Origin of the sequence: Salipiger thiooxidans, from assembly GCF_900102075.1 — a bacterium.
In the GTDB taxonomy this organism is placed as follows: Bacteria; Pseudomonadota; Alphaproteobacteria; order Rhodobacterales; family Rhodobacteraceae; genus Salipiger; species Salipiger thiooxidans.
In genome coordinates, this window is the sequence record NZ_FNAV01000017.1 from 49,361 (window position 1) to 71,995 (window position 22,635).

Consider the following 22,635-nt stretch of genomic DNA (forward strand, 5'->3'; position numbering starts at 1 on the left):
GCAGCCGCAGGGCATCTACCCGCCGACCGAGGAGATGCTGAACGAACCCGTGGATCCCGCCATCGCCAGGGCGCAGGAGAACCGGCTTCGCGCCGTGTGGCAGCAGCCGCAGGGCTGGCGCTACTGGTCGGCGGTCAACAATTCCGAGGTGGGCGCGTGGTACTCGCTCACCGCCTTTGCCTTCATGCTGGCCGCGGGCGTGCTGGCGCTGCTGATGCGGGTGCAGCTGGCGGTGCCCGACAACGACTTCATCTCCGCCGACCGCTTCAACCAGTTCTTCACCATGCACGGCTCGGCGATGATGTTCCTCTTCGCCGTGCCGATGTTCGAGGCGATTTCGATTCTGCTGCTGCCCGCCTTCCTTGGCGCGCGTGACATGCCCTTCCCCCGGCTCTCGGCCTACGGCTACTGGTCCTTCCTGATCGGCGGCATCTTCGTGCTGGGCTCGGTGCTTTTCGACGTGGCGCCGAATTCGGGCTGGTTCATGTACCCGCCGCTCGCCACCGAGGCCGAGGGACCGGGCTCGGACATCTGGCTGCTGGGCCTCAGCTTCATCGAGGTCGCCTCCATCGCCGCCGCGGTCGAGCTCATCGTGGGCGTCATCAAGTGCCGCCCGCCGGGGATGCGCATCAACCTGATGCCGCTCTACGCGTGGTACGTGCTCGTGGTGGGCGGCATGATCCTGTTCGCCTTCCCGCCGCTGATCGCGGGCGACTTCCTCTTCGAGATGCAGCGCAGCTTCGACTGGCCGTTCTTCGACCCCGAGCGCGGCGGCGACCCGATGCTGTGGCAGCACCTGTTCTGGATCTTCGGCCACCCCGAGGTCTACATCATCTTCCTGCCCTCCATCGCCATCGCCGCCATGGTGGTCCCCACCGCCGCGCGCCGCCCGATCACCGGCTACTCGTGGATCGTGCTCTCGGCCGTGGGCACCGGCTTCCTGAGCTTCGGGCTCTGGGTGCACCACATGTTCACCACCGGGCTGCCGTCGCTGTCGCTGGGCTTCTTCTCGGCCGCGTCCGAGGCGGTGGTGATCCCCACGGGGGTGCAGCTCTTCGCCTTCGTCGCCACGCTGATGGTGGGCCGGGTGAAGATGATCCTGCCGATGCTCTGGATCGCGGGGGCGCTGGCGATCTTCACCGCGGGCGGGCTCACCGGCATCATGGTGGCCGTCGCGCCCTTCGACTGGCAGGTTCACGACACCTACTTCATCGTGGCGCACCTGCATTACACGCTCTTTGGCGGAATGATCTTCCCGATCATCGGCGGGGTCTATTACTTCTACCCGTTCATCACCAAGAAGAAGATGTCCGACCGGCTCGGCCGCTGGGCCTTCTGGCTGATGTTCACCGGCTTCAACCTCTGCTTCCTGCCGATGCACGTCACCGGCCTGCAGGGCATGCCGCGCCGGGTCTTCACCTACCCCGAGGAGCTGGGCTGGAACGCGCTCAACATGGTCTCGACCATCGGCGCCTTCGTCACCGCCGCCGGTGTGCTGGTCTTCGCCTGGGACCTGCTGCGCCCGAAATCGCGCCAGCCGCTGACCGAGCGCAACCCGTGGGGCGGCGGCACGCTGGAATGGGCGCATGACGTCCCCGATCCCGGCTGGGGCGCGCGGTCGGTGCCCTACATCACCTCGCGCTACCCGCTCTGGGACGAGCCCGAGCTGGTCGGGCGCATGGACGCGGGCCGCTTCTACATCCCCGACGCGCCCGAGGGCAAACGCGAGACCATCGTGACCTCGGCCGTGGACGCGGTGCCGCAGCACGTGGCGCGGGTCACCGGCCCTGCGTGGTGCACCATCGTCGCCGCGGTCTTCACCGGGGGCGCGTTCATCTTCCCGACCTTCCACTGGTACCCGCCCGCCATCGTCTGCGGCGTGCTGGCCATCGCCACGGTGCTCTACTGGCTCTGGACCTCAACCGCGCAGATTCCCGAGGCGCCGATGAAGGACGCAGGGCTCGGCCTGCGCCTGCCCACCTATGTCTCGGGCGCGAAGGCGCCGGGCTGGTGGGCCGTGTTCATCACCATGCTGGGCGACAGCACCGCCTTCGCGAGCCTCGTCTTCGGCGTGTTCTTCTACTGGACCGCCCGGCCCGACTTCCCGCCCGAGGGCGCGGACCACGCCAATCTCGCGCTGGCCGCGCTCGCCGCCGCGCTCATCGCCGCAAGCTGGGGAGCGACCCGCATCGCGCGCAGCCAGAACCGTCGCGGCAACGTGGCCCGCACCCGGATCCTGCTTGCCGCAGCCCCGGTGCTGGCGCTGGCCTCGGCCACGTCGCTGGTGGGCGCGGTCTGGCTGCCCGACATGGACCCGGTGAGCCACGTCTACCCGGCGATGATGTGGGCGCTGGTGGTCTGGTTCTGCGCCCACACGCTGCTCGGCGTGATCATGCAGGGCTACTGCCTCGCGGGGTCGGTCTTCGGCAAGCTCACACCGCGCTACGACGCCGACCTGTGGAACACCGCGCTGTTCTGGCACTTCAAGCTGGTCATGGGTCTCGTCGGAATCGCCGTCATCGCCCTTTTGCCGAGGATGCTCTGATGCTCGGACACCGACATTCCAGCCTCTGGCACATGATCCTCGCGCCCACGGTCTGGGCGGTGCATTTCTGCGTCGTCTACGGCTGGACCGCTGTGCAATGCGCCCGTGCAGGCGGGCCGGACGCGGCGCGCACGGGCGTCCTCATCGCGACCGCGGTGGCGCTGATGGCGATCGTCGTGCTTGGCTGGAAGGCGTGGAGGCAGTGGGACTACCTCGACGATTTCGACTACGTGCACGACCAGCCCACCACCGAACACCGGCGCGAGTTCCTCGGCCACGCGGGCTGGCTGCTGGCCATTGTCTCGGCCATCGGCGTCGGCTTCAACGCCCTGCCCGCCGTCTTCATCCGGAGCTGCCTGTGATCCGCGGGCGGTGGCTTCTCGCCGCGCTCGCGGTGCTGGCGCTGGCCTGGGGGCCGGAATGGGACCGCATCCTCGATCCCTTCCCCGGCCACATGCTGCGCCACATGCTGCTGGTGGCGGTGGTGGCGCCGCTGCTGGCGCTCGGCCTGCCGGTGCTGGGACGCTTCGCGCCGCCGGTGACGCTGGCCGCGGCACTGGAATTCCTCGTGGTCTGGGCCTTCCACCTGCCGGCGCTGCACGTGCCCGCCCAGCTCATGCCCGGCGCCTTCGCGCTGGAACAGGCCGCCTTCCTGCTGGCGGGCATCGCCGTCTGGTCGAGCGCCCTGCCGCCCACGCATCCGCTCGCCGGGGCCGGAGGACTGCTGCTCACGTCGATGCACATGACCTTCCTCGGCGCGCTGCTGATCTTCGCGCCCGAGCCGCTCTACCCGCCCGAGATCTGCGGCCCTGATCCGGTCGCGGGCCAGCAGGCGGGCGGCATCCTGATGCTCGTGATCGGCACCCCGATCTACCTTGTCGGCGGGCTCATCCTCACCGCCAGAACCCTGAGGGAGCAGCCCGCATGAGCCTCAAAGACCTGATCCGCAAGCTTCGGCCCGACGAGATCCACTGGCCCACGGTGGGCCGGACGCTGGGTGTGCTCGCGCTGCTGGGCGGGCTCGGCGGCGGCGCGGTGGTGGCGTTCGGGCTCTTCAACGTCTCGGCCCGCGCAGGCCACCTGCCGGGCGTGTCGTGGGTGCTGCACACCACCTTCCGCAACTCGGTGGCGTTTCGGGCCCATGCCGAGCCGCCCGAGACCCTCGACGACGCCGGGATGGTCGCGCTGGGGGCCCGGCACTACGACAGCGCCTGCCGCCATTGCCACGCCGCCCCGGGCGCCGAGCGCAGCGCCACGGTGCGGTCGATGAACCCCGAGCCGCCGCACATCACCGAGGCCGTGCAGCACTGGGAGCCCGACGAATTCCACTGGATCGTCAAGGAAGGCGTGAAGATGAGCGGCATGCCGCACTGGCCCGCGACCCGCGACGACGACGTCTGGCCGGTGGTGGCCTTCCTCACCCGCGTCGGAGAGATGAGCGGCGACGACTACGCCCGGCTCACCGAGAAGCCCGACGGGCGCTATTGCGCCATGTGCCACGGCGCCGAGGGCGTCTCGGGCAACCCCAACATTCCCCGGCTCGACATCCTGTCCGAGACCTACATCCGCGACACGCTGCACGCCTACCGCGAGGGGCGGCGGGACAGCGGCATCATGGCCGAGGCGATGTCGCAGGTCCCTGCCGAGGCCATCGACCGACTCGCGGCGGGGCTGGCCGAGTCCGCGCCGTCGGGTGAGCAGGCCCCGTCCGATGACCTGGCCCAACGCGGCCGCGCGCTCGCCGCTGCCGGTGGCGACACCGAGGTGCCCGCCTGCCGCGCCTGCCACGGGCCGTGGTCCGAGCCGCTGAACCCGGCCTTCCCGTCGCTTTCCGGGCAATACGCCCCCTACCTCGAGCAGCAGCTCCGGCTGTGGCGCGACGGAAACCGGGGCGGAACAGAGGTTTCCGAGCTGATGCACCACGCGGCTCGCGCGCTCGACGACGACGAGATCGCAGCGCTGGCCAGCTACTATGCTGGGCTCGCCCCCGCCGAGCTCGACGACACAAGCGACTGACGGCGGCGCTCCGCCCACCGGCCTGCGCGGATCCACCGCATTTGATCCATCTCAAGGGCGACGTCCTGCCGGCGATGATAACGATTTAACGCGTTCATCGTCCAAAGGACTTCAGCCATGACCAGACGCGGCCGACAGATGGCGCTCCAGCGGCTGACCACCCTTTTCGCGGGAACAGCCTTCGTGATCACCCTCGGAACGGTCTCCATGGCGGTGTCTCTGCTGCTTGTCGTGGGCGCCGCCGTCATCTACCTGCGCTGGCCCCGCCCCGAGGCCCCGCCCGGCGCGCAGCGCTACCAGTGGTTCCCGACGGTCATGGTAGCCGACGTGATCGCCCTCGTGCTGGTGCCGCTGCTCTTCGGGGCGCCGCTGCTGCTGACCGAAACCGGACGCGCCCCGCACGGTTCGGCGATCCTGTTCTGGCCGCTGGGCGCACTTGCCGGCGCGCTGCTGGTCACCGGCTGGAAGCGCAGCGTCTTCACCCTCAGCATCGACACCGACGGGCTTCTGCTCGACGACGGGCTGCGCGAGACCTTCCTGCCCTACCGCGAGATCGTCTCGATCGAGCCGTGGGAGCGGGATGTGCTCCGGCTGCTGCTTCCGATCGTGAGATGGCTGGAAACGCTAAGGGAACCGCCCCCGCAGGGGCCGCCGCGCCTGTCTCAGGAGAGCCGCGGGCTGGCCCTTCAGTTGCGGGACGGAGCCTCCGTCATCATCCCCGGCGCCGCCTTCGACAACGGCACCCGGCAGATCATCCGCGCCTGCGTGGCGCGGGGCGTGCCCTTCGGCCGCAGCGCGGCGCGGACGGTGCAGGTCGGATCCTCGGGCCCGGACAGACAGACCTGAACCCGGAGACCCGAACCGGGCCCGAAGGCGCCGGGCGAAACCGCCTTACTCGGTGGTCTCGACGATCAGCAGTTCGCGCTCGGAGGCATCGCGCGCATGGCTCAGCGCCTCCTGGTACTCGGGTGAGTGATAGCAGGCCTCGGCGGCCTCGACGCTGTCGAACATCGCGACCACGTTGCGCGGACGCTCCTTGCCCTCGAGCTGAACGTAGCGCCCCGCCCGCGCGAGGAACCGACCGCCATGTTTGGCAATGGCGGGGCCGGCGAGCTTGGCATACTTGCCGTAGGCCTCCTCGTCGGTGACGGTCACGTGCGCGATCCAAAGTGCGGGCATGGTCAGACTCCCTCGATGATGACGACATCCCGGCGCGACGCGGCTTTGGCGATCGGCAGGATGCGTTGGTATTCCGGCGACTCGAACCAGCGTTCCGCCGCCGTCCGGCTGGAGAACTCGACGATCACGTGCCGCGACGGCGCATCCCCCTCGATCACCACCTGCGGGCCGCCCTTCACGAGGAAGCGGCCGCCGTACTTCTCGGCGAGCGCGACGGTCTGGCCCGCGTAGACCGCGTATTGCTCGGGGTCGGTCACGTCGATGCGGGCGACAACATAAGCGGTCATGCGATCACCCCGCCAGAACCGCTTCCGCGGCCCTGATCGCGGCATCCGCCGCCGAGGCATCCTTGGCCCCGCCCTGCGCGAGGTCCGGACGGCCACCGCCGCCCTTGCCGCCAAGCGCCTCGACCGCGGCCTTCACGAGATCCACTGCCGAGACATTGCCCGTCAGGTCCTCGGTCACGCCCGCCGCCACGGCGACCTTGCCGCCGGTGTCGGCGATCAGCAGTACCGCGCCCGAGCCCAGCCGCGCCTTGTGCTCGTCGATGAGCGGCGGCAGGTCCTTGCCCTGCACACCTGACAGCACCTGTGCCACGAAGGGCACGCCACCGACGTCGCGCAGCTCGGGGCCCTCGCCGGGGCCACCCGCCATGGCGAGATCGCGGCGCAGCTGCGCCACCTCGTTGTCGAGCCGGCGCCGCTCGTCGAGCAGGGCCGCCACCCGCGCCACCGCATCGGGACCGTGCGCCTTGAGCAGGCCCTCGATCCGCGACAACGCATGGTCACGGCCACGCAGCTCGGCCATCGCGGCCTCGCCGGTCAGCGCCTCGATCCGGCGCACGCCGGCGGCGGAGGCGCTTTCCGAGGTCAGCGCGAAGGTGCCGATGTCGCCGGTCTGGCGCACGTGGGTGCCGCCGCAGAGCTCGAGCGAATAGGTCTTGCCGTCGGCGCCCTTGCCCGAGCCCGCGAGCTCGCCCATGGACACGACGCGCACCTCGTCGCCGTATTTCTCACCGAAGAGCGCCTGCGCACCGATGGCCCGCGCGTCGTCCGGCGTCATGATCCGCGTCGTCACCGGCGCGTTCTGACGGATGAAGGCGTTCACCTCGGTCTCGACCTGCGCGATCTCCTCCGCGGTCAGCGCCTTGGCGTGGCTGAAGTCGAAGCGCAGTCGGTCCGGCGCGTTCAGCGACCCGCGCTGCGCGACATGCGGCCCGAGCGCGCGGCGCAGCGCCTCGTGCAACAGGTGCGTGGCCGAGTGGTTGGCACGGATCATGCCACGCCGCTTGTGATCGACCTCGAGCGCCACCGCATCGCCCTTGACGAACCGGCCCTGCCGGACGGTGACCTGATGCGCGGTGATCTTGCCGCCGCCCATCTTCTGGGTGTCCGTGACCTCGGCCATGTCATGCTCGTCCTCGAGCCGACGCAGGAACCCGGTGTCCCCGACCTGGCCGCCGCTCTCGCCGTAGAAGGGCGTCTGGTTCAGCACCACCCAGCCGGTCTCGCCCGCCTCGAGCGCCTCGACCTCGACACCGTCCTTCACGAGCGTCAGCATCTGGCCCTCGGCGGTCTCGGTGTCGTAGCCGAGGAAATCGGTGGCGCCGTGCTGGTCCGCGATCTCGAACCAGATGGCGAGATCCGCAGCCTCGCCCGTGCCCGACCACGCGGCGCGCGCCTTGGCCTTCTGCTCGGACATGGCGGCATCGAACCCGTCGGTGTCCACGGTGCGCTCGCGCTCGCGCAGGGCGTCCTGCGTCAGGTCGAGCGGGAAGCCGTAGGTGTCGTAGAGCTTGAAGGCGGTGGCACCAGGCAGCGATGCACCCGCGGGCAGCGACACCAGCTCCTCGTCGAGCAGCTTGAGACCGCGGTCGAGGGTCTGCTTGAAACGCGTCTCCTCGAGCTTCAGCGTCTCCTCGATGAGCGGCTGCGCCCGCACCAGCTCCGGGTAGGCGGCGCCCATCTGGCGCACCAGCGCCGGCACCAGCCGGTACATGACCGGATCCTTCGCGCCCAGCATGTGCGCGTGGCGCATGGCGCGACGCATGATCCGCCGCAGCACGTAGCCGCGCCCGTCGTTCGACGGCATGACGCCGTCGGCGATCAGGAAGGAGGTGGATCGCAGGTGGTCGGCGATGACCCGGTGATGGGTCTTGCCCGGCCCGTCCGGATCGGTCGAGGTCACGTCCGCCGAGGCCTCGATCAGCGAGCGGATCAGGTCGGTGGAATAATTGTCGTTGGTGCCCTGCAGCAGCGCGGCGACGCGCTCGATGCCCATGCCGGTGTCGATCGACTGCGCCGCCAGCTCGCGCCGGCTGCCGTCCTCGAACTGCTCGTACTGCATGAAGACGAGGTTCCAGATCTCGACGAAGCGGTCACCATCCTCTTCCGGCGATCCCGGAGGGCCGCCCCAGTACTTGTCACCGTGGTCGAAGAAGATCTCGGTGCAGGGCCCGCAGGGACCGGTCGGACCCATCATCCAGAAGTTGTCGCTGGTGGCGATGCGGATGATCCGGTCCTCGGGGACGCCGGTCTTCTTCCAGATCTCTGCTGCCTCGTCGTCGGTGTGGTAGACCGTCACCAGCAGCCGCTTGGGATCGATGTCGAGCTCGCGGGTCACCAGCTCCCAGGCAAAGGGAATGGCCTCGGACTTGAAGTAGTCGCCGAACGAGAAGTTCCCCATCATCTCGAAGAAGGTGTGGTGACGCGCGGTGTAGCCGACGTTGTCGAGGTCATTGTGCTTGCCGCCGGCCCGGACGCATTTCTGCGCGGTGGTCGCACGCTTGTAATCGCGGGTCTCGACGCCGGTGAAGAGGTTCTTGAACTGCACCATGCCCGAGTTGGCGAACATGAGCGTGGGATCGTTGCGCGGCACGAGCGGGCTCGAGGGCACGACCTCGTGCCCCTGCTTCTCGAAATAGCCCAGAAAGGTTGAGCGGATATCGTTCAGGCTCTGCATGATCGTCCTTGTCTGGCTGGGTCTCAGCGGTTCGCGCAGGTGTATCGCCACGTCCGCCCCCTGTCCATAAGCGGCAGAAGAAAACCCCGCCCTCTCAAGACCCCGCCGGCGCAGGGCAAGCCCCTCCCCACCTTGCGCCAGGCAAAACGCCACCCCGCCTCCACCAGGCAAGCCCCCCATCCGCCACAAAGCCCTCCTCCCCCGGCCCCCGGCCATGCAACCGTCTGCGCCGCCCCCCTTCAAACGACCCCTCCAGCGAAAACCGCCTCCGCTCCCGCACAACCCGGCCCCTTCATCTTGCCGGATAAACTCCGGGGGAGTCTCCGCAGGAGACGGGGGCAGCGCCCCCTCCTCCCCTCGCCGCGCACGCAGCCCCGGACGTCCGGACCGACCGGTTCACGCGCGACACACTCTCGAAGCGCGCACAGGTCAGGGCGGGTTCGCCCCCCTTCCCCTTCGCCAGCCGAACCGGAGCTCCGACAAGCCGGAGCTCCGAGACCATGTCCATCCCCCCGCCCCCCCCCCGAAACGAAAACGGGGCGCTCCACCGAGCGCCCCGCCAAACCTGCCGTTCCGGAAAACAGAGCCTCAGCTCTCCATCACGTCGCCGTCGTCGTCGCGACCGTCCTCGGACATGTGGAAGTCGAGCCCGTGGGCGGCGCGGATCTTGTCCTCGATCTCCATCGCCTGCCGCGGGTTCTCGCGCAGGAAGGTCTTGGCATTCTCGCGGCCCTGCCCGATGCGCTCGTCGCCGTAGGAGTACCAGGCCCCCGACTTGTCGACGACGCCGGCCTTGACGCCAAGATCCAGCAGCTCGCCGGTCTTCGAGATGCCCTCGCCGTACATGATGTCGAACTCGACCTGCTTGAAGGGCGGGGCCACCTTGTTCTTCACCACCTTCACGCGGGTCTGGTTGCCCACCACCTCGTCGCGGTCCTTGATCGAGCCGATGCGGCGGATGTCGAGGCGCACGGAGCTGTAGAACTTCAGGGCGTTGCCACCGGTCGTGGTCTCGGGCGAGCCGAACATCACGCCGATCTTCATGCGGATCTGGTTGATGAAGATCACCATGCAGTTCGAGCGGCTGATCGAGCCGGTGAGCTTGCGCATCGCCTGGCTCATCAGGCGCGCATGCACGCCGACCGAGCTGTCGCCCATGTCGCCCTCGAGCTCGGACTTCGGCGTCAGCGCCGCCACCGAGTCGACCACCACGAGGCTGACCGCGCCCGAGCGCACCAGCGTGTCGGTAATCTCGAGCGCCTGCTCGCCGGTGTCGGGCTGCGAGATCAGCAGCTCGTCGAGATCGACGCCCAGCTTCTTGGCGTATTGCGGGTCGAGCGCGTGTTCCGCGTCGACGAAGGCGCAGACGCCGCCCTTCTTCTGCTCTTCCGCGACCACGTGCAGGGTCAGCGTCGTCTTGCCCGAGCTCTCGGGACCGTAGATCTCGATGATCCGGCCCTTGGGCAGGCCGCCGATGCCGAGCGCGATGTCGAGCCCGAGCGAGCCGGTCGAGGTGGCCTCGATGTCCTTCATGGCGTTGTCGCCACCAAGTTTCATGATCGAGCCCTTGCCGAACTGACGCTCGATCTGCGCCAGCGCGGAATCGAGCGCCTTCTGGCGGTCTGCGTTTTTCTTGCTGTCCATAGTCAGAAGATCTGCCGTTGCCATGCGTTTCGATCCTTATTTCACACCCCGGAAAGGGCGGCAATCGCTGCTTTCGTTCACCTCTTGTTCTCAAGACGTATGAGACCAAAAGAAGAACATTACAAGATGAATTTTGTTGGACCACTCTTTCCGGACAGGGTTAAAGAGTGGTTTACGGCTCTGAGGTGGCGCGAGGTATTTGTCGATGCTGGTGTTCTGGAAGGCGCGTCTGGTGCTGCTCGCGGTCCCCAAGACCGGAAGTTCCGCCTACGAGACGGCGCTGGCGCCGCATGCCTCGTTGGCGGTGATGGACCCGCCCGAGCTCAAGCACGCGCCGGTATACCGCTACAACCGCTTCTTCCGCCCGATGTTCGAGAAGGTCGGCGGCCAGATGGAGCTTATGGCCGTGGTGCGCGAGCCGGTGTCCTGGCTGGGCTCGTGGTATCGCTATCGCCAGCGGCCCTTCCTCGACGGCCGGCCGGTCTCGACCAGCGGGATCAGCTTCGACGAGTTCGTCACCGCCTACACCAGGGGCGAACGCCCGCCCTTCGCCAATGTCGGCAGCCAGTCCAAGTTCATCGAGGCCCGCCCCAACGGCACCGCCGTGTCGCATCTCTTCCGCTACGAGAACCAGGCGGGAATCGCGGGCTTCCTTGAAGACCGGCTTGGGCTCACGCTCGACTTGCCGCGCAGCAATGTCTCGCCCCGGGCGGAGCTTCGGCTCTCGCCCAAGGTCGAAGAGGTGCTGCGCCGAAAATGCGCGGCGGATTTCGCCCTGTGGGAAAGTGCCCGGGCAGACTGACCCCACCCGCCCCTCTCAGGCGAGCTGCTGGTGCACCGTTTCGGTGAGCTCGTTGAGCGAGAACGGTTTCGGCAGGAACACCGAGTTCGGCACCGGATCGCCGCCTTCCGAGAAGACGTCCTCGGCGTAGCCCGAGACGAAGACCACCCGTGTCCCCGGCCGCGCCTTCAGCGCCTCGCGCACCCAGCTCGGACCATTCATGCCCGGCATCACCACGTCGGTGACGAAGACGTCGACCTTGAGGCTCTCGTCCTCGAGCATCTCGAGCGCCTCCTCGGCGTTGCAGGCCTCGAGCACCGTGTAGCCGCGCAGGCGCAGAGCACGGGCGGCGAAGGCGCGCACCGGCGCCTCGTCCTCGACCAGCAGCACGACGCCGGTGCCGGTCTTGGGCATGGTCCGTTTCTGCGCCACCCGCACCGGCGGCTCGGTGCCGGGCTGGATCTCGAGCGCGGGGAACAGCAAGGTGAAGCAACTGCCCTTCCCCGCGGTGCTGTCGACGAAGATGAAGCCGCCGGTCTGCTTGACGATGCCGTAGACGGTCGAGAGCCCGAGCCCGGTGCCCTCGCCCGTGCGCTTGGTGGTGTAGAACGGCTCGAACACCTTCTGCAGCTTGTCCTGCGGGATACCGACTCCCTGGTCGATGACCTTGACCGAGGCGTAGTCGCCGGGCTCGACCACGGCCCGGTCGCGCATCATCGGCTCCATGACCACCCGCCGTTCGGTCTCGATGACGATCTCGCCGCCGTCGGGCATGGCGTCGCGGGCGTTCACCACGAGGTTCATCATCACCTGCTCGAGCTGCCGCCGGTCGCCGCGGATGGTCGGCAGCACCGGGTCGTGCGAGAGCGAGAGCTGCACCTTCTCGCCCACCAGCCGGTTCAGGAGGTGGGTAAGATCCGACAGCGTGTCGCGCAGGTCGAGCACCTCGGGCCGCAGGGTCTGCTTGCGCGAGAACGCCAGCAGCTGGCCCACCAGCGCGGCGGCGCGGTTGGCGTTCTGGTTAATCTGCACAAGGTCGGCGTAATCCGGATCGCCCTGGTCGTGGCGCAGCAGAAGCAGGTCGCAATGCCCCGAAATCGCGGTCAGCAGGTTGTTGAAATCATGCGCCACGCCGCCGGCGAGCTGGCCGATCGCCTGCATCTTCTGGCTCTGCACGAACTGCGCCTCGAGCGTCTTGAGCTCGGTCGCATCGTTCAGCACCGCGATGAGCTCGGGCCGGCCGGAACTGCGCACCCGGTTCAGCGTCACCTGCACGAAGACCTCGCGGTCCTGCCGGGTCAGGCGCAGAAATTCGGAGCGGTGCAGCCCGCGCCCGGCCGCGGCCTCGGTCAGCCACCCGGGGATGGAGCGGCCGAGCCCCTCCATGAACTCGACCATGTTGCGGCCCTCGGCGCGGTCGACGTCGAGCAGCTTGCAGGCCACCGCGTTGGCGCGCAGCACGCTGCCGTCGGCGCTGAGCCGTATGAGCGGCACCGGCAGGTCGTCGAAGCCCTCGGCCGTGGCGGTCTGCGCCTCGTCCTCATGCACCGGGGTCAGCACCACCTCGCGCCGGCCCACGCCGGTGTCGACGCAGCGCACGGTGAACTCGCGCGGGCCTTCGGGCGTGAGGAAGCGGTTCACCGCGCCGGGCCGCAGCGGCCCGTCCTCGAGCACATCCTCGAGCCGCTTGATGCGGCGGCCGAGCAAGGCGCGGGCGCGGCGGTTCATGTAGAGCACCGCGCCGCTGCGCCCAAGCGTCAGCACCGGCGGCTCATCGCGATCGTCGCCCGCCGCATCCGGCAGCGTGCCCGCGTCGATGCGCCAGAGGCAGTCGCCGTCGCCGAAGACCCGCAGCGTCAGCCGGTACCGGCCGGCCGGAGAGCTCACGTCCTCCTGCGCGGCGCCGGTGTCGCGGGCCCGCGCCAGCAGCCGGTGCAGCACCCCGGCCGCGCCGTCGATGCTGCCATTGAGGCACTCGACCAGCCCGCCGCCGTCGAACGCGCCGAAACGTTCGCGTGCGGCGGGGTTGGCGAAGGTCAGGTTGAGCGCGGCGTCGGTCGCCATGACCGGCACCGGCTCGCCATCGGAAAAACGAATGAGCGTATCGAGGTCGCGTGCGACCCGGCGCTTGCGCCAGACCCCGCCCGCGCCCAGCAGCGCCGCCATGGTGACAAAGGCGACGGCGGCAGCGACCAGCGCGATGCGCAACGGATCGGCGGCAAGGAGCAGCCCCGCCCCCGCGCAGCCGACACCCAGCGCCAGCAGCACCGCCGCGCTGCGCAACGTCCCATTGCCGAGGGGCATTCTGCGACGCCCGTCTGCAGCCATGTCCGACACCTGCCCCCCTTTCGACCCAATGCCTCTCCCTCATGTGACATGAGAGGCATTAACCAAAAGTAAACCAAGTCCCGAAATGCCGGTGAAAGGTAAAAACCCTGGCGTCAGACGCGACGTTTCGGCCCGCCGATATCAGGCGGGCCGTGTCACGCCGTCCGCGTCAGGCCGTCCGCGTCAGGCAGGCCATGAAGAAGCCGTCGCCCCCGTCGCGCGGCAAGAACTGGCGATGCGTCACCACCTGCCAGCCGGCATGGCGGCCGAGGAAACCCTCAATCTGTGCCGCGTTCTCGGGCGCGAGCATCGAGCAGGTGGCATAGGCGAGCGTGCCGCCGTCCGCCACGAGCGGCGCCACCGTGTCGAGGATCCCGGCCTGGACCGAGAGCAGCCGCGTCAGCCCCTCTTCCGTCAGCCGCCACTTGCCCTCGGGCGCGCGCCGCCAAGAGCCGCTGCCGGAACAGGGCACGTCGCAGAGCACGAGGTCATAGCGCCCCGACGGCTTCGCGGTCCGGACGATCTCGGCCCCGGCGCGGGCGGCGCGGGCGGGAAGATCGGACATGCGGCCCGGATCGGCATCATGCGCCTCGACAGCCCCGCGGAGGCGCGCGGCCATGGCCAGCGCCTTGCCGCCCCCCCCGGCGCAATAGTCGAGAACCCGCTGCCCGGGCCCCAGGGGCAGCTGCGCCACCACCGCCTGGCTGGCGGCGTCCTGCAATTCGACCAGCCCCTCGGTGAAGGCGGCAGAGCGCGCGATGCCACGCGCCCCGGCGATCACCTCGAGCGCCGTGCCCGCCAGCGGATGCGGCCGCGTCTCGATGCCCTCGGTCGCCAGCGCGGCCTGCGCCTCGTCCAGAGTGTTGCGCAGGGTGTTCACCCGCAGGAACACCGGCGCGCGGTGCCGCAGCGCCTCAGCGGCGGGCACAGCCTCGGCCCCGAGACTCGCCGAGAACCCGGGCCAGAGCCAGTCGGGTATGTCGAGCGCCTCGGCGCCCCCGGGCACGCGCCCGGCGGCCCGTTCGTCCTCGCTCAGCGGCGACGGCGCGTGGCCCTCGCCGGTGAACAGGGTGTCGGGATCGATGCCGTCCTGCCGGAGCAGCCCCAGCATCCGCGCGCGCCCCCAATCGCCGCCGCCGGCCGCGGCGGTGGACCGCCAGCGGCGCAGCACGTCGAAGACGTGGTCGCGCACGGCGGCACGGTCCTTCGAGCCCGCGAAACGCGAGGCACGGGACCAACCGAGCAGCGCCTGCTCGGCCGGGGTTCCCGAGGCGATCCGGTCGAGGATCTCTGCGGCGGCCTGGATCCGCGCGGCGGGGGTCATCCGATGCGGTAGTTCGGCGACTCGCGGGTGATCTGCACGTCGTGCACGTGGCTTTCCTGAAGACCCGCGTTGGTGATCTTCACGAAGGTGCAGTTGCGGCGCATCTCTTCCACGGTGGCGTTGCCGGTGTAGCCCATGGCCGCGCGCAGGCCGCCGACGAGCTGGTGGATCACCGCGCCCGCCGAGCCCTTGTAGGGGACCTGCCCCTCGATGCCCTCGGGCACCAGCTTGTCCGAGGCCGCATCCTTCTGGAAGTAGCGGTCGGCCGAGCCGCGCGCCATGGCGCCAAGCGATCCCATCCCGCGGTAGGCCTTGAACGTGCGGCCCTGGTAAAGGATGACCTCGCCCGGGCTCTCGTCGGTGCCGGCGATCATCGAGCCTACCATGGCGCAGGAGGCGCCGGCAGCGATGGCCTTGGCGAAATCGCCCGAGAACTTGATGCCGCCGTCGGCGATCACCGGCACGTCACCGGCCGCCCTGGCGCATTCCATCACCGCGGTGAGCTGCGGCACGCCGACGCCCGCGACCATGCGGGTGGTGCAGATCGAGCCCGGCCCGATGCCGACCTTGACCGCATCCGCGCCCGCGTCGACCAGCGCCCGGGTGGCGTCACCGGTCGCGACGTTGCCCGCGATCACCTGCACCTCGTTCGACATGCGCTTGGCCCGGCTCACCGCCTCGAGCACGCCGCGGGAATGGCCGTGGGCGGTGTCGATCACGAGGATGTCCACACCCGCGTCCACCAGTGCGGCGCTGCGCTCGGCCCCGGCCTCGCCGACACCGGTGGCCGCGGCCACGCGCAGGCGCCCGAGATCGTCCTTGCAGGCGGTGGGGTTGAGCACCGCCTGCTCGGTGTCCTTGAGGGTCAGCAGGCCGGTGAGCTTGCCGCTGGCGTCGGTGACGAGCAGCTTCTCGATGCGGCGCGCCTTCATCAGGCTGATCGCCTCGTCACGGTCGGCGGGCTCGCGCAGGATGGCGAGGTTCTCCGAGGTCATCATCACCCGCACCGGCGTCTCGTCCTTCTGGGCGAAGCGCATGTCGCGGTTGGTGACGATGCCCACCACGTGGTGGTTCTCGTCGACCACCGGGAAGCCGGTGAAGCCATAGCGCTCGGTCAGCGCCTTGGCATCCGCCAGCGTCTGGTCCGGGGTCAGCGTCACCGGGTTGTAGACGATACCGCTTTCGAAGCGCTTCACACGGCGGACCTGCCGGGCCTGCTCCTCGACGCTGAGGTTCTTGTGGATCACCCCGATGCCGCCGGCCTGCGCCATGGTGATGGCCATGCGCGATTCGGTCACCGTGTCCATGGCCGAGCTCAGCAGCGGGATGTTGAGAGCGATGGATTTGGTCACCCACGTGCGGGTATCTGCGGTGCTGGGAAGCACCGAGGACGCGGCGGGAACGAGAAGAACATCGTCGAAGGTGAGGGCCTCGCGAATCTCCATGGGGGCGGCTCCTTGGGAGGGGATCGGTTGGCACGTCCCTATTGCATGGATGACAGACGGGGGAAAGCCCCCCGACGCAGAAGCCTGCACAACCCTTGCCGCAAGGTCGCGGCCCGTCCCTTCATCTTGCCCGGTAAACTCCCGCCGGAGGCGTCCCGACGCGGCGGTTCCGCGCCCCCTTCCGGCAGGTCGCGCAAAAAGCCTTGATTTTCCCCCTTTGAAACCGCCCGCAACCTGCCTATATTCAAAGCGTTCCCTCGGGAACTATGGGCATAAACGCGCATGTAATAAGCGGATCGGACCCGGGGGCGGTACCCGGCGGCTCCACCAAATCACCCTTCGTTGGGGGGATCCTGGGGCCGAAACAGGATCGACGAACGTGTAAAGATGTAGCTTTGTCCCGGTGAGCCACCACCGTTATCGGTGCAAATTGCATAATTGCCAACGACAATCATGCTCCGGTTGCTCTCGCCGCTTAATGCGGTGCGATAGACCGAAATTTAAGCCCTTGCGCCTAGCAGCGTAAGGCGGGGTTCGCAGGCACCTGGCAACAGAAGCCTGCACTTTCCCCCCTTCCGAGATATCCGAACGGCGCAGACAAACCGTCAGCGACCTGTCGATGCACGCACCTGCGCGCCGTGTTTTGTCTGTGCGCTGACCGCGCCCGCTCGCCCAAGTTAACGTGCCCGCCAGCCCATCGCATCGACGGTCACCGCCTCCCCCCTCATCACACCGCCCGACCATCATAGCGATTGACCGGCGTCGCGATTGACCGGAACCCCGCGCGCTGCCAGCATCGCCCCATGCTGCGCGCCATCGCTTCCTGTTTCACCCTCTGCCTCGCCGCGCCCGCGCCGGCCTGCGAGACTGCGCTGCTGCTGGCGATGGATGTTTCGAACTCGGTCGATACCGGCGAATACAAGATCCAGTCCGAGGGGCTGGCGCTGGCGCTCGCCGATCCCGAGATCGCCAGCATCCTCGTGCAGGACCGCGTCGCCATCGCCGTGCTGCAATGGGCCGGGCAGGACCGCCAGCACCTGTCGATCGGCTGGACCCAGATCCGCGACGACAGCGACGTGGCCGAGCTCGCCGCCCGCGCCGTGAGCATGGAGCGCGCCTTCATCCTCTCGGACACCGCGCCCGGATCGGCGTTGCACGGCGCGATCGACAGCTTCGCCACCGCCCCGGATTGCAAGCGCCGGGTCATCGACGTCTCGGGCGACGGCACACCGAACTCGGGCAGCCCCACCGCCGGCGCCCGCACCCGGGCCGAGCGCGAGGGCATCACCGTCAACGGGCTCGCCATCGAGGCGCCCGGCCACGGGGTCGCCATCACCAACTTCTACCGCCGTGCGCTGATCACCCGGAACGGCTTCGTCATCACCTCGCGCGGGCACCGCGCCTTTGCCGAGACGCTCCGGCGCAAGATGCTGCGGGAAGTCTCGCGTGTCACCGGCTGAGACACCGCGCCGTCACACGCCCGTCACATCCTGCGGTCAAACCGCCGTCATGCCATCGTTTTCCCTCCTCTTCCGCGACTTCGGACGGATCGGCGTCCTGAGCTTCGGCGGCCCCGCCGCGCAGATTGCGCTGATGCATCGCGTGCTCGTGGAAGAGCGCGCCTGGCTCACCGAGAAGCAGTTCCTCTCGGCGCTGTCCTTCTGCATGCTGCTGCCCGGCCCCGAGGCGATGCAGCTCGCCACCTACGCCGGCTGGCGCCTGCGCGGCACCGCGGGGGGCCTGCTCGCGGGCGCGCTCTTCGTGCTGCCCGGCGCGCTGGTGATCGCCGCACTGGCGGCGCTCTACGCGCTCTACGGCACCCGCCCCGAGACCGAGGCGCTGATGCTCGGCGTCAAGGCCACGGTGGTGATCATCGTGCTGCAGGCGCTGCTGCGGCTGCGGCGCAAGGCGCTGAACGGGCGCGCCGCGGCGGTGATCGCCGCACTCTCCTTCGCAGCGCTCTACCTTTTCCAGGCGCCCTTTCCGCTGGTGATCGCGGCGGCGGGGCTCTGGGGCTGGCTAAGCTCGCGCGATGCCGTGACCGAGCCCGCGATGCCGACCGGACACGCCGCACCCACCCTGCCCCGCATCGCGCTCTGGGCCGGGCTCTGGCTGATCCCGCTGCCGCTCCTGTGGCTGGCGGGCGAGACGCTGCTCTTCGACCTCGGTCTGTTCTTCGCCAAGCTCGCCGTGGTCTCGTTTGGCGGCGCCTACGCGGTGCTGGCGTGGATGGCGCAGGAGGTGGTGCAGATCCGCGGCTGGCTGACGCCAGAGCAGATGGTCGACGCGCTGGGGCTGGCCGAGACCACGCCGGGGCCGCTCATCCTCGTGACCCAGTTCACCGGACAGCTGATCGGCCACGAGGCGGGAGGCTGGGGCATGGCGCTCGCCGCGTCGGCGCTGACGCTGTGGATGACCTTCCTGCCCTGCTTCCTTTGGATCTTCGCCTTCGCCCCGCATCTCGAGCGGCTGCTGGCGAGACCGCGGCTGCAGGGTGCGCTCACCGCGATCACCGCGGCGGTGCTCGGCGTCATCGCCAACCTGTCGCTGTGGTTCGCGCTCCACGTGTTTTTTGCGGAAACCGCAGTTGCCCCGTCGCCGCTCACCGCGACCCTGCCGGTGCTGCCGAGCCTGCGCCCCGAGGCGGTGGCGCTGACCGCGCTCGCGGCCCTGCTGCTACTGGGCCTGAAGCGTTCCGTGCCGCTCACGCTGGTGCTGACAGCGCTTGCAGGATGGGGGCTCGGGGCGCTCTGAGACCGCCCGCGCGACGTGGTCCGTGCGCAGAACTACGCCTATACGGGAGGTTGTGCGCCGCTCCCGAACCAATGCGCCACGACGGGGCGTGATGGCATGGCCGGGGCGAAATTTCCGGTCGCGGAGTCTTTTCCTCGCCGTGGAATCGAATAAGGTGGCGGGACAGACCACAAGGATTTGTGCCATGTCCGGCGGCATCGACTACGGAAATCTCATGCACCGCGCCATGCGCGGGCTCATTCACGACGTTCTCACCGACGTCATGAATCGCGGACTGCCGGGCGAGCATCACTTCTTCATCACCTTCGACACCCAACACCCCGACGTGGAGCTGGCCGACTGGCTCTCGGATCGCTATCCGGGTGAGATGACGGTGGTGCTCCAGCACCGCTTCGACGATCTCGAAGTGACCGAGGAAGGCTTCGCTGTGACCCTCAGTTTCGGCGAGGCGCCCGAGCGTCTCTACATCCCCTACGACGCGATCAAGACCTTCGTCGACCCCTCGGTCGAGTTCGGGCTCCGGTTCGAGACCCACGAGGAAGAGGACGACGACGAGGACGATCCCACCCCGCCCGATGGCGGTCCGGACGGCCCGGGCGATCGCGAGCCCCAGCAGGACGCCGAGGTGGTTCGCCTCGACGCGTTCCGAAAGAACTGACGGAGCGGCGCCGGTGGTCGGCCCAGAGGGAAACCGCCGCGCCTCTCCGCAGACGCGTCGCCACAGGCTTCGTCTTCCCGACAGCCTGCGCCCGGACGCGGATCTCTCCTTCTTCCTGGGACAGGCGCTGAAGCGGCCGCAGTCGGTCTCGGCGCTGGCCCCCTCCTCGGCGCGGCTGGCCGAGGCGATGGCCTCGCTGGTGCCCGCGGGCAGCGGCCCGGTGGTCGAGCTCGGCCCCGGCACCGGCAAGATCACCCGACAGATCCTTGCCCATGGCGTGGCGCCCCGCGACCTGCACCTGCTCGAGATCAACGACGATTTCGTAACCCTCCTGCAGGAGCGCTTCCCCGAGGTGAGCGTGCACGCCTGCGGTGCCGAGGCGATGGCCGGGCTCGGCCTGCCGCCGCTGCGGGCGGTGGTCTCGGGCCTGCCACTGCTCTCGTTCCCGGTGCCCCTGCAGGCGCGGATCCTGCGCGCGGCCTTCCGCCAGCTCGCTCCGGGCGCGCCCTTCATCCAGTACACCTACGGCCCCGCGGTGCCGGTGCCGCCACGGCTGATGAAGGCGCTCCGGCTGCGCGCCATCCGCCGCGCGGTGATCTGGGGCAACCTGCCCCCGGCGCAGGTGCTCACCCTGCACCGCCATGTGGCCTGAGCCCCGTAAAACGGTGTCGAAAGGCCGGATGTTAACGGTATCCCTTGGTATACATCCTTGCCTTTCCCGTGCCATGGCGTAAGAGATTGCCCGACCGCGTTCAAAGGAGGTTCCCTTGACCCAGACCCGCACCGAAACCGACAGCTTCGGCCCGCTCGAGGTACCCGCAGACAAGTACTGGGGCGCCCAGACGCAGCGCTCGATCCTGAACTTCCCCATCGGCTGGGAGAAGCAGCCGGTGCCGATCATCCGCGCGCTCGGCGTCGTCAAGAAGGCCTGCGCCGAGGCCAACAGGTCTCTGGGAACGCTCGAGCCCGAGCTCGCCGACGCGATCATGGCGGCGGCTCAGGAAGTGATCGACGGCAAGTTCGACGACAACTTTCCGCTGGTGGTCTGGCAGACCGGGTCGGGCACCCAGTCGAACATGAACGCCAACGAGGTGATCTCGAACCGCGCCATCGAGATGCTGGGCGGCGAGATGGGCTCGAAGAAGCCCGTGCACCCGAACGACCACTGCAACATGGGCCAGTCGTCGAACGACACCTTCCCGACCGCGATGCACGTGGCCATCGCCATGCAGGCCCGCGACGTCCTGCTGCCGGGCCTCAGGAAGCTGCACGCGGCGCTTGATGCGAAGTCCAAGGAATTCAAGGACATCATCAAGATCGGCCGGACCCACACCCAAGACGCTACCCCGCTGACGCTGGGCCAGGAATTCTCGGGCTACACCCATCAGGTCAAGAAAGGCATCGAGCGCGTCGAAGCCTGCCTGCCCGACATCTACGAGCTCGCCCAGGGCGGCACCGCCGTCGGCACCGGCCTCAACACCCAGAAGGGCTGGGCCACCATGGTCGCCGGCAACATCGCCGCGATCACCGACCTGCCCTTCGAGACCGCGCCCAACAAGTTCGAGGCCCTCGCGGCGCATGACGCCATGGTGATGTTCTCGGGCGCGCTCAAGACCGTGGCCGCCTCGCTCTTCAAGATCGCCAACGACATCCGGCTGCTTGGCTCCGGCCCGCGCTCGGGTCTGGGCGAGCTGATCCTGCCCGAGAACGAGCCCGGCTCGTCGATCATGCCCGGCAAGGTGAACCCGACCCAGGCCGAGGCGCTGACCATGGTCTGCGCCCATGTCATGGGCAACGACGCCGCCGTCGGCATTGCGGGCTCGCAGGGTCACTTCGAGCTCAACGTCTACAACCCGATGATGAGCTACAACGTGCTCCAGTCGATGCAGCTGCTGGGCGACTCGGCCTCGGCCTTCACCGACAACATGGTGTCCGGCATCCAGGCCAACGAGGCGAGGATCGAGAAGCTGATGAAGGAATCTCTGATGCTGGTGACGGCACTGGCTCCGACAATCGGCTACGACAACGCCACCAAGGTCGCCAAGACCGCCCACAAGAACGGCACCACCCTGCGCGAGGAAGCCATCGCGCTCGGCTTCGTGGACGAAGAGACCTTCGACCGCGTGGTCCGTCCCGAGGACATGATCGGCCCGAAGGGCTGATCCGCCGCACGGCGCCAGTTGCGGGAGCGGGCCTTCGGGTCCGCTCCCTTGCGTTTCGGCGGCGTTAACCGGGTGGAAGTACCATGGTTTTCCTGACGGCGGTCTCGGCGGGTTTCACGGTGGATGCAGAAAAATCCCTCTCAGCGCGTCGGACCCTTCGCGCTGCTGCGTATCACTCCCAGAGTGTGGTGCGTGGCCGGTTCAGGCGCGGCGGGATCCCTCAGGTCCCCGACATGCCCCCGGACCGGTGCGCCGGCATCGCGTGCACGACCAGGTCCGCCGTCCCAGGCGGCGCAGGTCCGGTGCGGGATCTCCTGCCGCCGCCCGTTCCCCGCTGCAGCGGGAGCCGGCGGTTCCGTCATTTCTTGCAATACTCGGCTTGCATTTGTCCCTATTGCGAAACAAAGCGAGCGATCTAGGTTTGACTGCCATGAGCAAGGTGATCAATCTCAACAAGGCCCGCAAAGCCCGCGCCAAAGCCGAACAGAAGGCTCGCGCGGACGAGAACGTCATCCTTCACGGTCGCAACAAGGCCGAGAAGACCCGCGACAAGGTGCAGTCCGAAAAGACAGCCCGCGATCTGGATGCGCACAGGCTCGACGAATGAGCGGACGCCCGGTCAAGCACTCGCTCAGCCTGCGCGGCCACCGCACGTCGGTGTCGCTCGAAGAGCCGTTCTGGGACGAGTTCCGCGCCATCGCGCGCTCGGAAGGCAAAGCGCTCAACGCGCTCGCCGCCGAGATCGACGAGACCCGCGGGCTCGAGGCCGGGCTGGCCTCGGCGATCCGGGTCTATGTCCTGCAGCACGTCAAGGCGCGGGTCGACAGCTGAGCCGCGT

The 22,635-nt window shown here is 68.7% G+C and carries 20 protein-coding genes and 1 other RNA gene; 14 read left to right on the forward strand and 7 right to left on the reverse strand.

Annotated elements, in window-relative coordinates:
* Window positions 1-34 precede the first annotated feature (34 nt).
* The 5 genes from ctaD (at window position 35) to BLQ77_RS22075 (ending at window position 5,407) form a co-directional block, all read left to right on the forward strand.
* Window positions 35-2,545 (forward strand): cytochrome c oxidase subunit I, encoded by a 2,511-nt coding sequence (gene ctaD, locus BLQ77_RS22055; RefSeq protein ID WP_165617177.1) that lies wholly within the window; start codon window positions 35-37, stop codon window positions 2,543-2,545.
* Complete coding sequence (locus BLQ77_RS22060) at window positions 2,545-2,907, forward strand: hypothetical protein (protein WP_089962911.1); 363 nt, start codon at window positions 2,545-2,547, stop codon at window positions 2,905-2,907. Before ctaD ends, BLQ77_RS22060 begins: the two co-directional genes overlap by 1 nt.
* Window positions 2,904-3,473 carry a cytochrome c oxidase assembly protein gene (locus tag BLQ77_RS22065; RefSeq protein WP_242661818.1) on the forward strand — a complete coding sequence of 190 codons (570 nt, stop codon included), beginning with the start codon at window positions 2,904-2,906 and terminating at the stop codon, window positions 3,471-3,473. The genes BLQ77_RS22060 and BLQ77_RS22065 overlap by 4 nt, the downstream gene beginning before the upstream one ends.
* Window positions 3,470-4,561 (forward strand): c-type cytochrome, encoded by a 1,092-nt coding sequence (locus tag BLQ77_RS22070; RefSeq protein WP_089962912.1) that lies wholly within the window; start codon window positions 3,470-3,472, stop codon window positions 4,559-4,561. Before BLQ77_RS22065 ends, BLQ77_RS22070 begins: the two co-directional genes overlap by 4 nt.
* 117 nt (window positions 4,562-4,678) lie before the next feature.
* Entirely contained in the window at window positions 4,679-5,407 is a 729-nt protein-coding gene (locus BLQ77_RS22075) for a hypothetical protein (RefSeq protein ID WP_131822048.1), read from the forward strand.
* A gap of 45 nt (window positions 5,408-5,452) precedes the next feature.
* On the opposite strand, the gene BLQ77_RS22080 is transcribed toward BLQ77_RS22075, so the two are convergent.
* The 4 genes from BLQ77_RS22080 to recA form a co-directional block, all read right to left on the reverse strand.
* Complete coding sequence (locus tag BLQ77_RS22080) at window positions 5,453-5,740, reverse strand: DUF1330 domain-containing protein (RefSeq protein WP_089962915.1); 288 nt, start codon at window positions 5,738-5,740, stop codon at window positions 5,453-5,455.
* Between the two features lie 2 nt (window positions 5,741-5,742).
* On the reverse strand, window positions 5,743-6,027 hold the full coding sequence (locus BLQ77_RS22085) for a DUF1330 domain-containing protein (protein WP_008884733.1): 285 nt from the start codon (window positions 6,025-6,027) through the stop codon (window positions 5,743-5,745).
* A gap of 4 nt (window positions 6,028-6,031) precedes the next feature.
* Complete coding sequence (alaS, locus tag BLQ77_RS22090; RefSeq protein WP_089962916.1) at window positions 6,032-8,701, reverse strand: alanine--tRNA ligase; 2,670 nt, start codon at window positions 8,699-8,701, stop codon at window positions 6,032-6,034.
* A gap of 588 nt (window positions 8,702-9,289) precedes the next feature.
* Window positions 9,290-10,369, reverse strand: coding sequence for a recombinase RecA (recA, locus tag BLQ77_RS22095; RefSeq protein ID WP_008885539.1), 1,080 nt, complete (start codon window positions 10,367-10,369; stop codon window positions 9,290-9,292).
* A gap of 181 nt (window positions 10,370-10,550) precedes the next feature.
* Between recA and BLQ77_RS22100 the strand changes: the two genes are divergently transcribed.
* Window positions 10,551-11,147, forward strand: a complete 597-nt coding sequence (locus BLQ77_RS22100; protein WP_089962988.1) for a gamma-glutamyl kinase — start codon at window positions 10,551-10,553, stop codon at window positions 11,145-11,147.
* Window positions 11,148-11,162: 15 nt separating this feature from the next.
* Here the strand turns inward: BLQ77_RS22100 and BLQ77_RS22105 are convergent, their stop codons facing one another.
* The 3 genes from BLQ77_RS22105 to guaB form a co-directional block, all read right to left on the reverse strand.
* A complete protein-coding gene (locus BLQ77_RS22105) occupies window positions 11,163-13,430 on the reverse strand; it encodes a hybrid sensor histidine kinase/response regulator (protein ID WP_089962918.1) in 2,268 nt (755 codons plus the stop codon).
* Between the two features lie 193 nt (window positions 13,431-13,623).
* Entirely contained in the window at window positions 13,624-14,778 is a 1,155-nt protein-coding gene (locus BLQ77_RS22110) for an RsmB/NOP family class I SAM-dependent RNA methyltransferase (protein ID WP_089962919.1), read from the reverse strand.
* Window positions 14,775-16,223 carry an IMP dehydrogenase gene (guaB, locus tag BLQ77_RS22115; protein WP_089962921.1) on the reverse strand — a complete coding sequence of 483 codons (1,449 nt, stop codon included), beginning with the start codon at window positions 16,221-16,223 and terminating at the stop codon, window positions 14,775-14,777. The genes BLQ77_RS22110 and guaB overlap by 4 nt, the downstream gene beginning before the upstream one ends.
* Window positions 16,224-16,435: 212 nt before the next feature.
* Here guaB and ssrA point away from each other — a divergent pair.
* The 8 genes from ssrA (at window position 16,436) to BLQ77_RS22155 (ending at window position 22,628) form a co-directional block, all read left to right on the forward strand.
* Window positions 16,436-16,788: a transfer-messenger RNA gene (ssrA, locus tag BLQ77_RS22120) on the forward strand.
* A 238-nt stretch (window positions 16,789-17,026) separates the two neighbouring features.
* The gene (locus BLQ77_RS22125) at window positions 17,027-17,683 is read left to right on the forward strand and encodes a DUF1194 domain-containing protein (RefSeq protein ID WP_089962923.1); all 657 of its coding nucleotides are present in this window, start codon (window positions 17,027-17,029) and stop codon (window positions 17,681-17,683) included.
* Between the two features lie 49 nt (window positions 17,684-17,732).
* On the forward strand, window positions 17,733-18,977 hold the full coding sequence (chrA, locus tag BLQ77_RS22130) for a chromate efflux transporter (RefSeq protein WP_089962924.1): 1,245 nt from the start codon (window positions 17,733-17,735) through the stop codon (window positions 18,975-18,977).
* A gap of 184 nt (window positions 18,978-19,161) precedes the next feature.
* Window positions 19,162-19,635 (forward strand): SspB family protein, encoded by a 474-nt coding sequence (locus BLQ77_RS22135; protein ID WP_008885884.1) that lies wholly within the window; start codon window positions 19,162-19,164, stop codon window positions 19,633-19,635.
* 13 nt (window positions 19,636-19,648) lie between these two features.
* Entirely contained in the window at window positions 19,649-20,287 is a 639-nt protein-coding gene (locus BLQ77_RS22140; protein ID WP_089962926.1) for a class I SAM-dependent methyltransferase, read from the forward strand.
* Window positions 20,288-20,402: 115 nt separating this feature from the next.
* Window positions 20,403-21,797 (forward strand): class II fumarate hydratase, encoded by a 1,395-nt coding sequence (fumC, locus tag BLQ77_RS22145; RefSeq protein WP_089962927.1) that lies wholly within the window; start codon window positions 20,403-20,405, stop codon window positions 21,795-21,797.
* 430 nt (window positions 21,798-22,227) lie between these two features.
* Complete coding sequence (locus BLQ77_RS22150) at window positions 22,228-22,404, forward strand: DUF4169 family protein (protein ID WP_008886251.1); 177 nt, start codon at window positions 22,228-22,230, stop codon at window positions 22,402-22,404.
* On the forward strand, window positions 22,401-22,628 hold the full coding sequence (locus BLQ77_RS22155) for a ribbon-helix-helix domain-containing protein (RefSeq protein ID WP_008885304.1): 228 nt from the start codon (window positions 22,401-22,403) through the stop codon (window positions 22,626-22,628). The genes BLQ77_RS22150 and BLQ77_RS22155 overlap by 4 nt, the downstream gene beginning before the upstream one ends.
* The last annotated feature ends 7 nt before the right edge of the window (window positions 22,629-22,635 follow it).

Excerpts from the sequence above, each read along its gene's own strand:
- ctaD (WP_165617177.1), top strand. The coding sequence starts at position 35 with ATGCTGAACGAACCCGTGGATCCCGCCATCGCCAGGGCGCAGGAGAAC.
- BLQ77_RS22060 (WP_089962911.1), top strand. The coding sequence starts at position 2,545 with ATGCTCGGACACCGACATTCCAGCCTCTGGCACATGATCCTCGCGCCC.
- BLQ77_RS22070 (WP_089962912.1), top strand. The coding sequence starts at position 3,470 with ATGAGCCTCAAAGACCTGATCCGCAAGCTTCGGCCCGACGAGATCCAC.
- BLQ77_RS22075 (WP_131822048.1), top strand. The coding sequence starts at position 4,679 with ATGACCAGACGCGGCCGACAGATGGCGCTCCAGCGGCTGACCACCCTT.
- BLQ77_RS22080 (WP_089962915.1), bottom strand. The coding sequence starts at position 5,740 with ATGCCCGCACTTTGGATCGCGCACGTGACCGTCACCGACGAGGAGGCC.
- BLQ77_RS22085 (WP_008884733.1), bottom strand. The coding sequence starts at position 6,027 with ATGACCGCTTATGTTGTCGCCCGCATCGACGTGACCGACCCCGAGCAA.
- alaS (WP_089962916.1), bottom strand. The coding sequence starts at position 8,701 with ATGCAGAGCCTGAACGATATCCGCTCAACCTTTCTGGGCTATTTCGAG.
- recA (WP_008885539.1), bottom strand. The coding sequence starts at position 10,369 with ATGGCAACGGCAGATCTTCTGACTATGGACAGCAAGAAAAACGCAGAC.
- BLQ77_RS22100 (WP_089962988.1), top strand. The coding sequence starts at position 10,551 with ATGCTGGTGTTCTGGAAGGCGCGTCTGGTGCTGCTCGCGGTCCCCAAG.
- BLQ77_RS22105 (WP_089962918.1), bottom strand. The coding sequence starts at position 13,430 with ATGCCCCTCGGCAATGGGACGTTGCGCAGCGCGGCGGTGCTGCTGGCG.
- BLQ77_RS22110 (WP_089962919.1), bottom strand. The coding sequence starts at position 14,778 with ATGACCCCCGCCGCGCGGATCCAGGCCGCCGCAGAGATCCTCGACCGG.
- guaB (WP_089962921.1), bottom strand. The coding sequence starts at position 16,223 with ATGGAGATTCGCGAGGCCCTCACCTTCGACGATGTTCTTCTCGTTCCC.
- BLQ77_RS22125 (WP_089962923.1), top strand. The coding sequence starts at position 17,027 with ATGCTGCGCGCCATCGCTTCCTGTTTCACCCTCTGCCTCGCCGCGCCC.
- chrA (WP_089962924.1), top strand. The coding sequence starts at position 17,733 with ATGCCATCGTTTTCCCTCCTCTTCCGCGACTTCGGACGGATCGGCGTC.
- BLQ77_RS22135 (WP_008885884.1), top strand. The coding sequence starts at position 19,162 with ATGTCCGGCGGCATCGACTACGGAAATCTCATGCACCGCGCCATGCGC.
- BLQ77_RS22150 (WP_008886251.1), top strand. The coding sequence starts at position 22,228 with ATGAGCAAGGTGATCAATCTCAACAAGGCCCGCAAAGCCCGCGCCAAA.
- BLQ77_RS22155 (WP_008885304.1), top strand. The coding sequence starts at position 22,401 with ATGAGCGGACGCCCGGTCAAGCACTCGCTCAGCCTGCGCGGCCACCGC.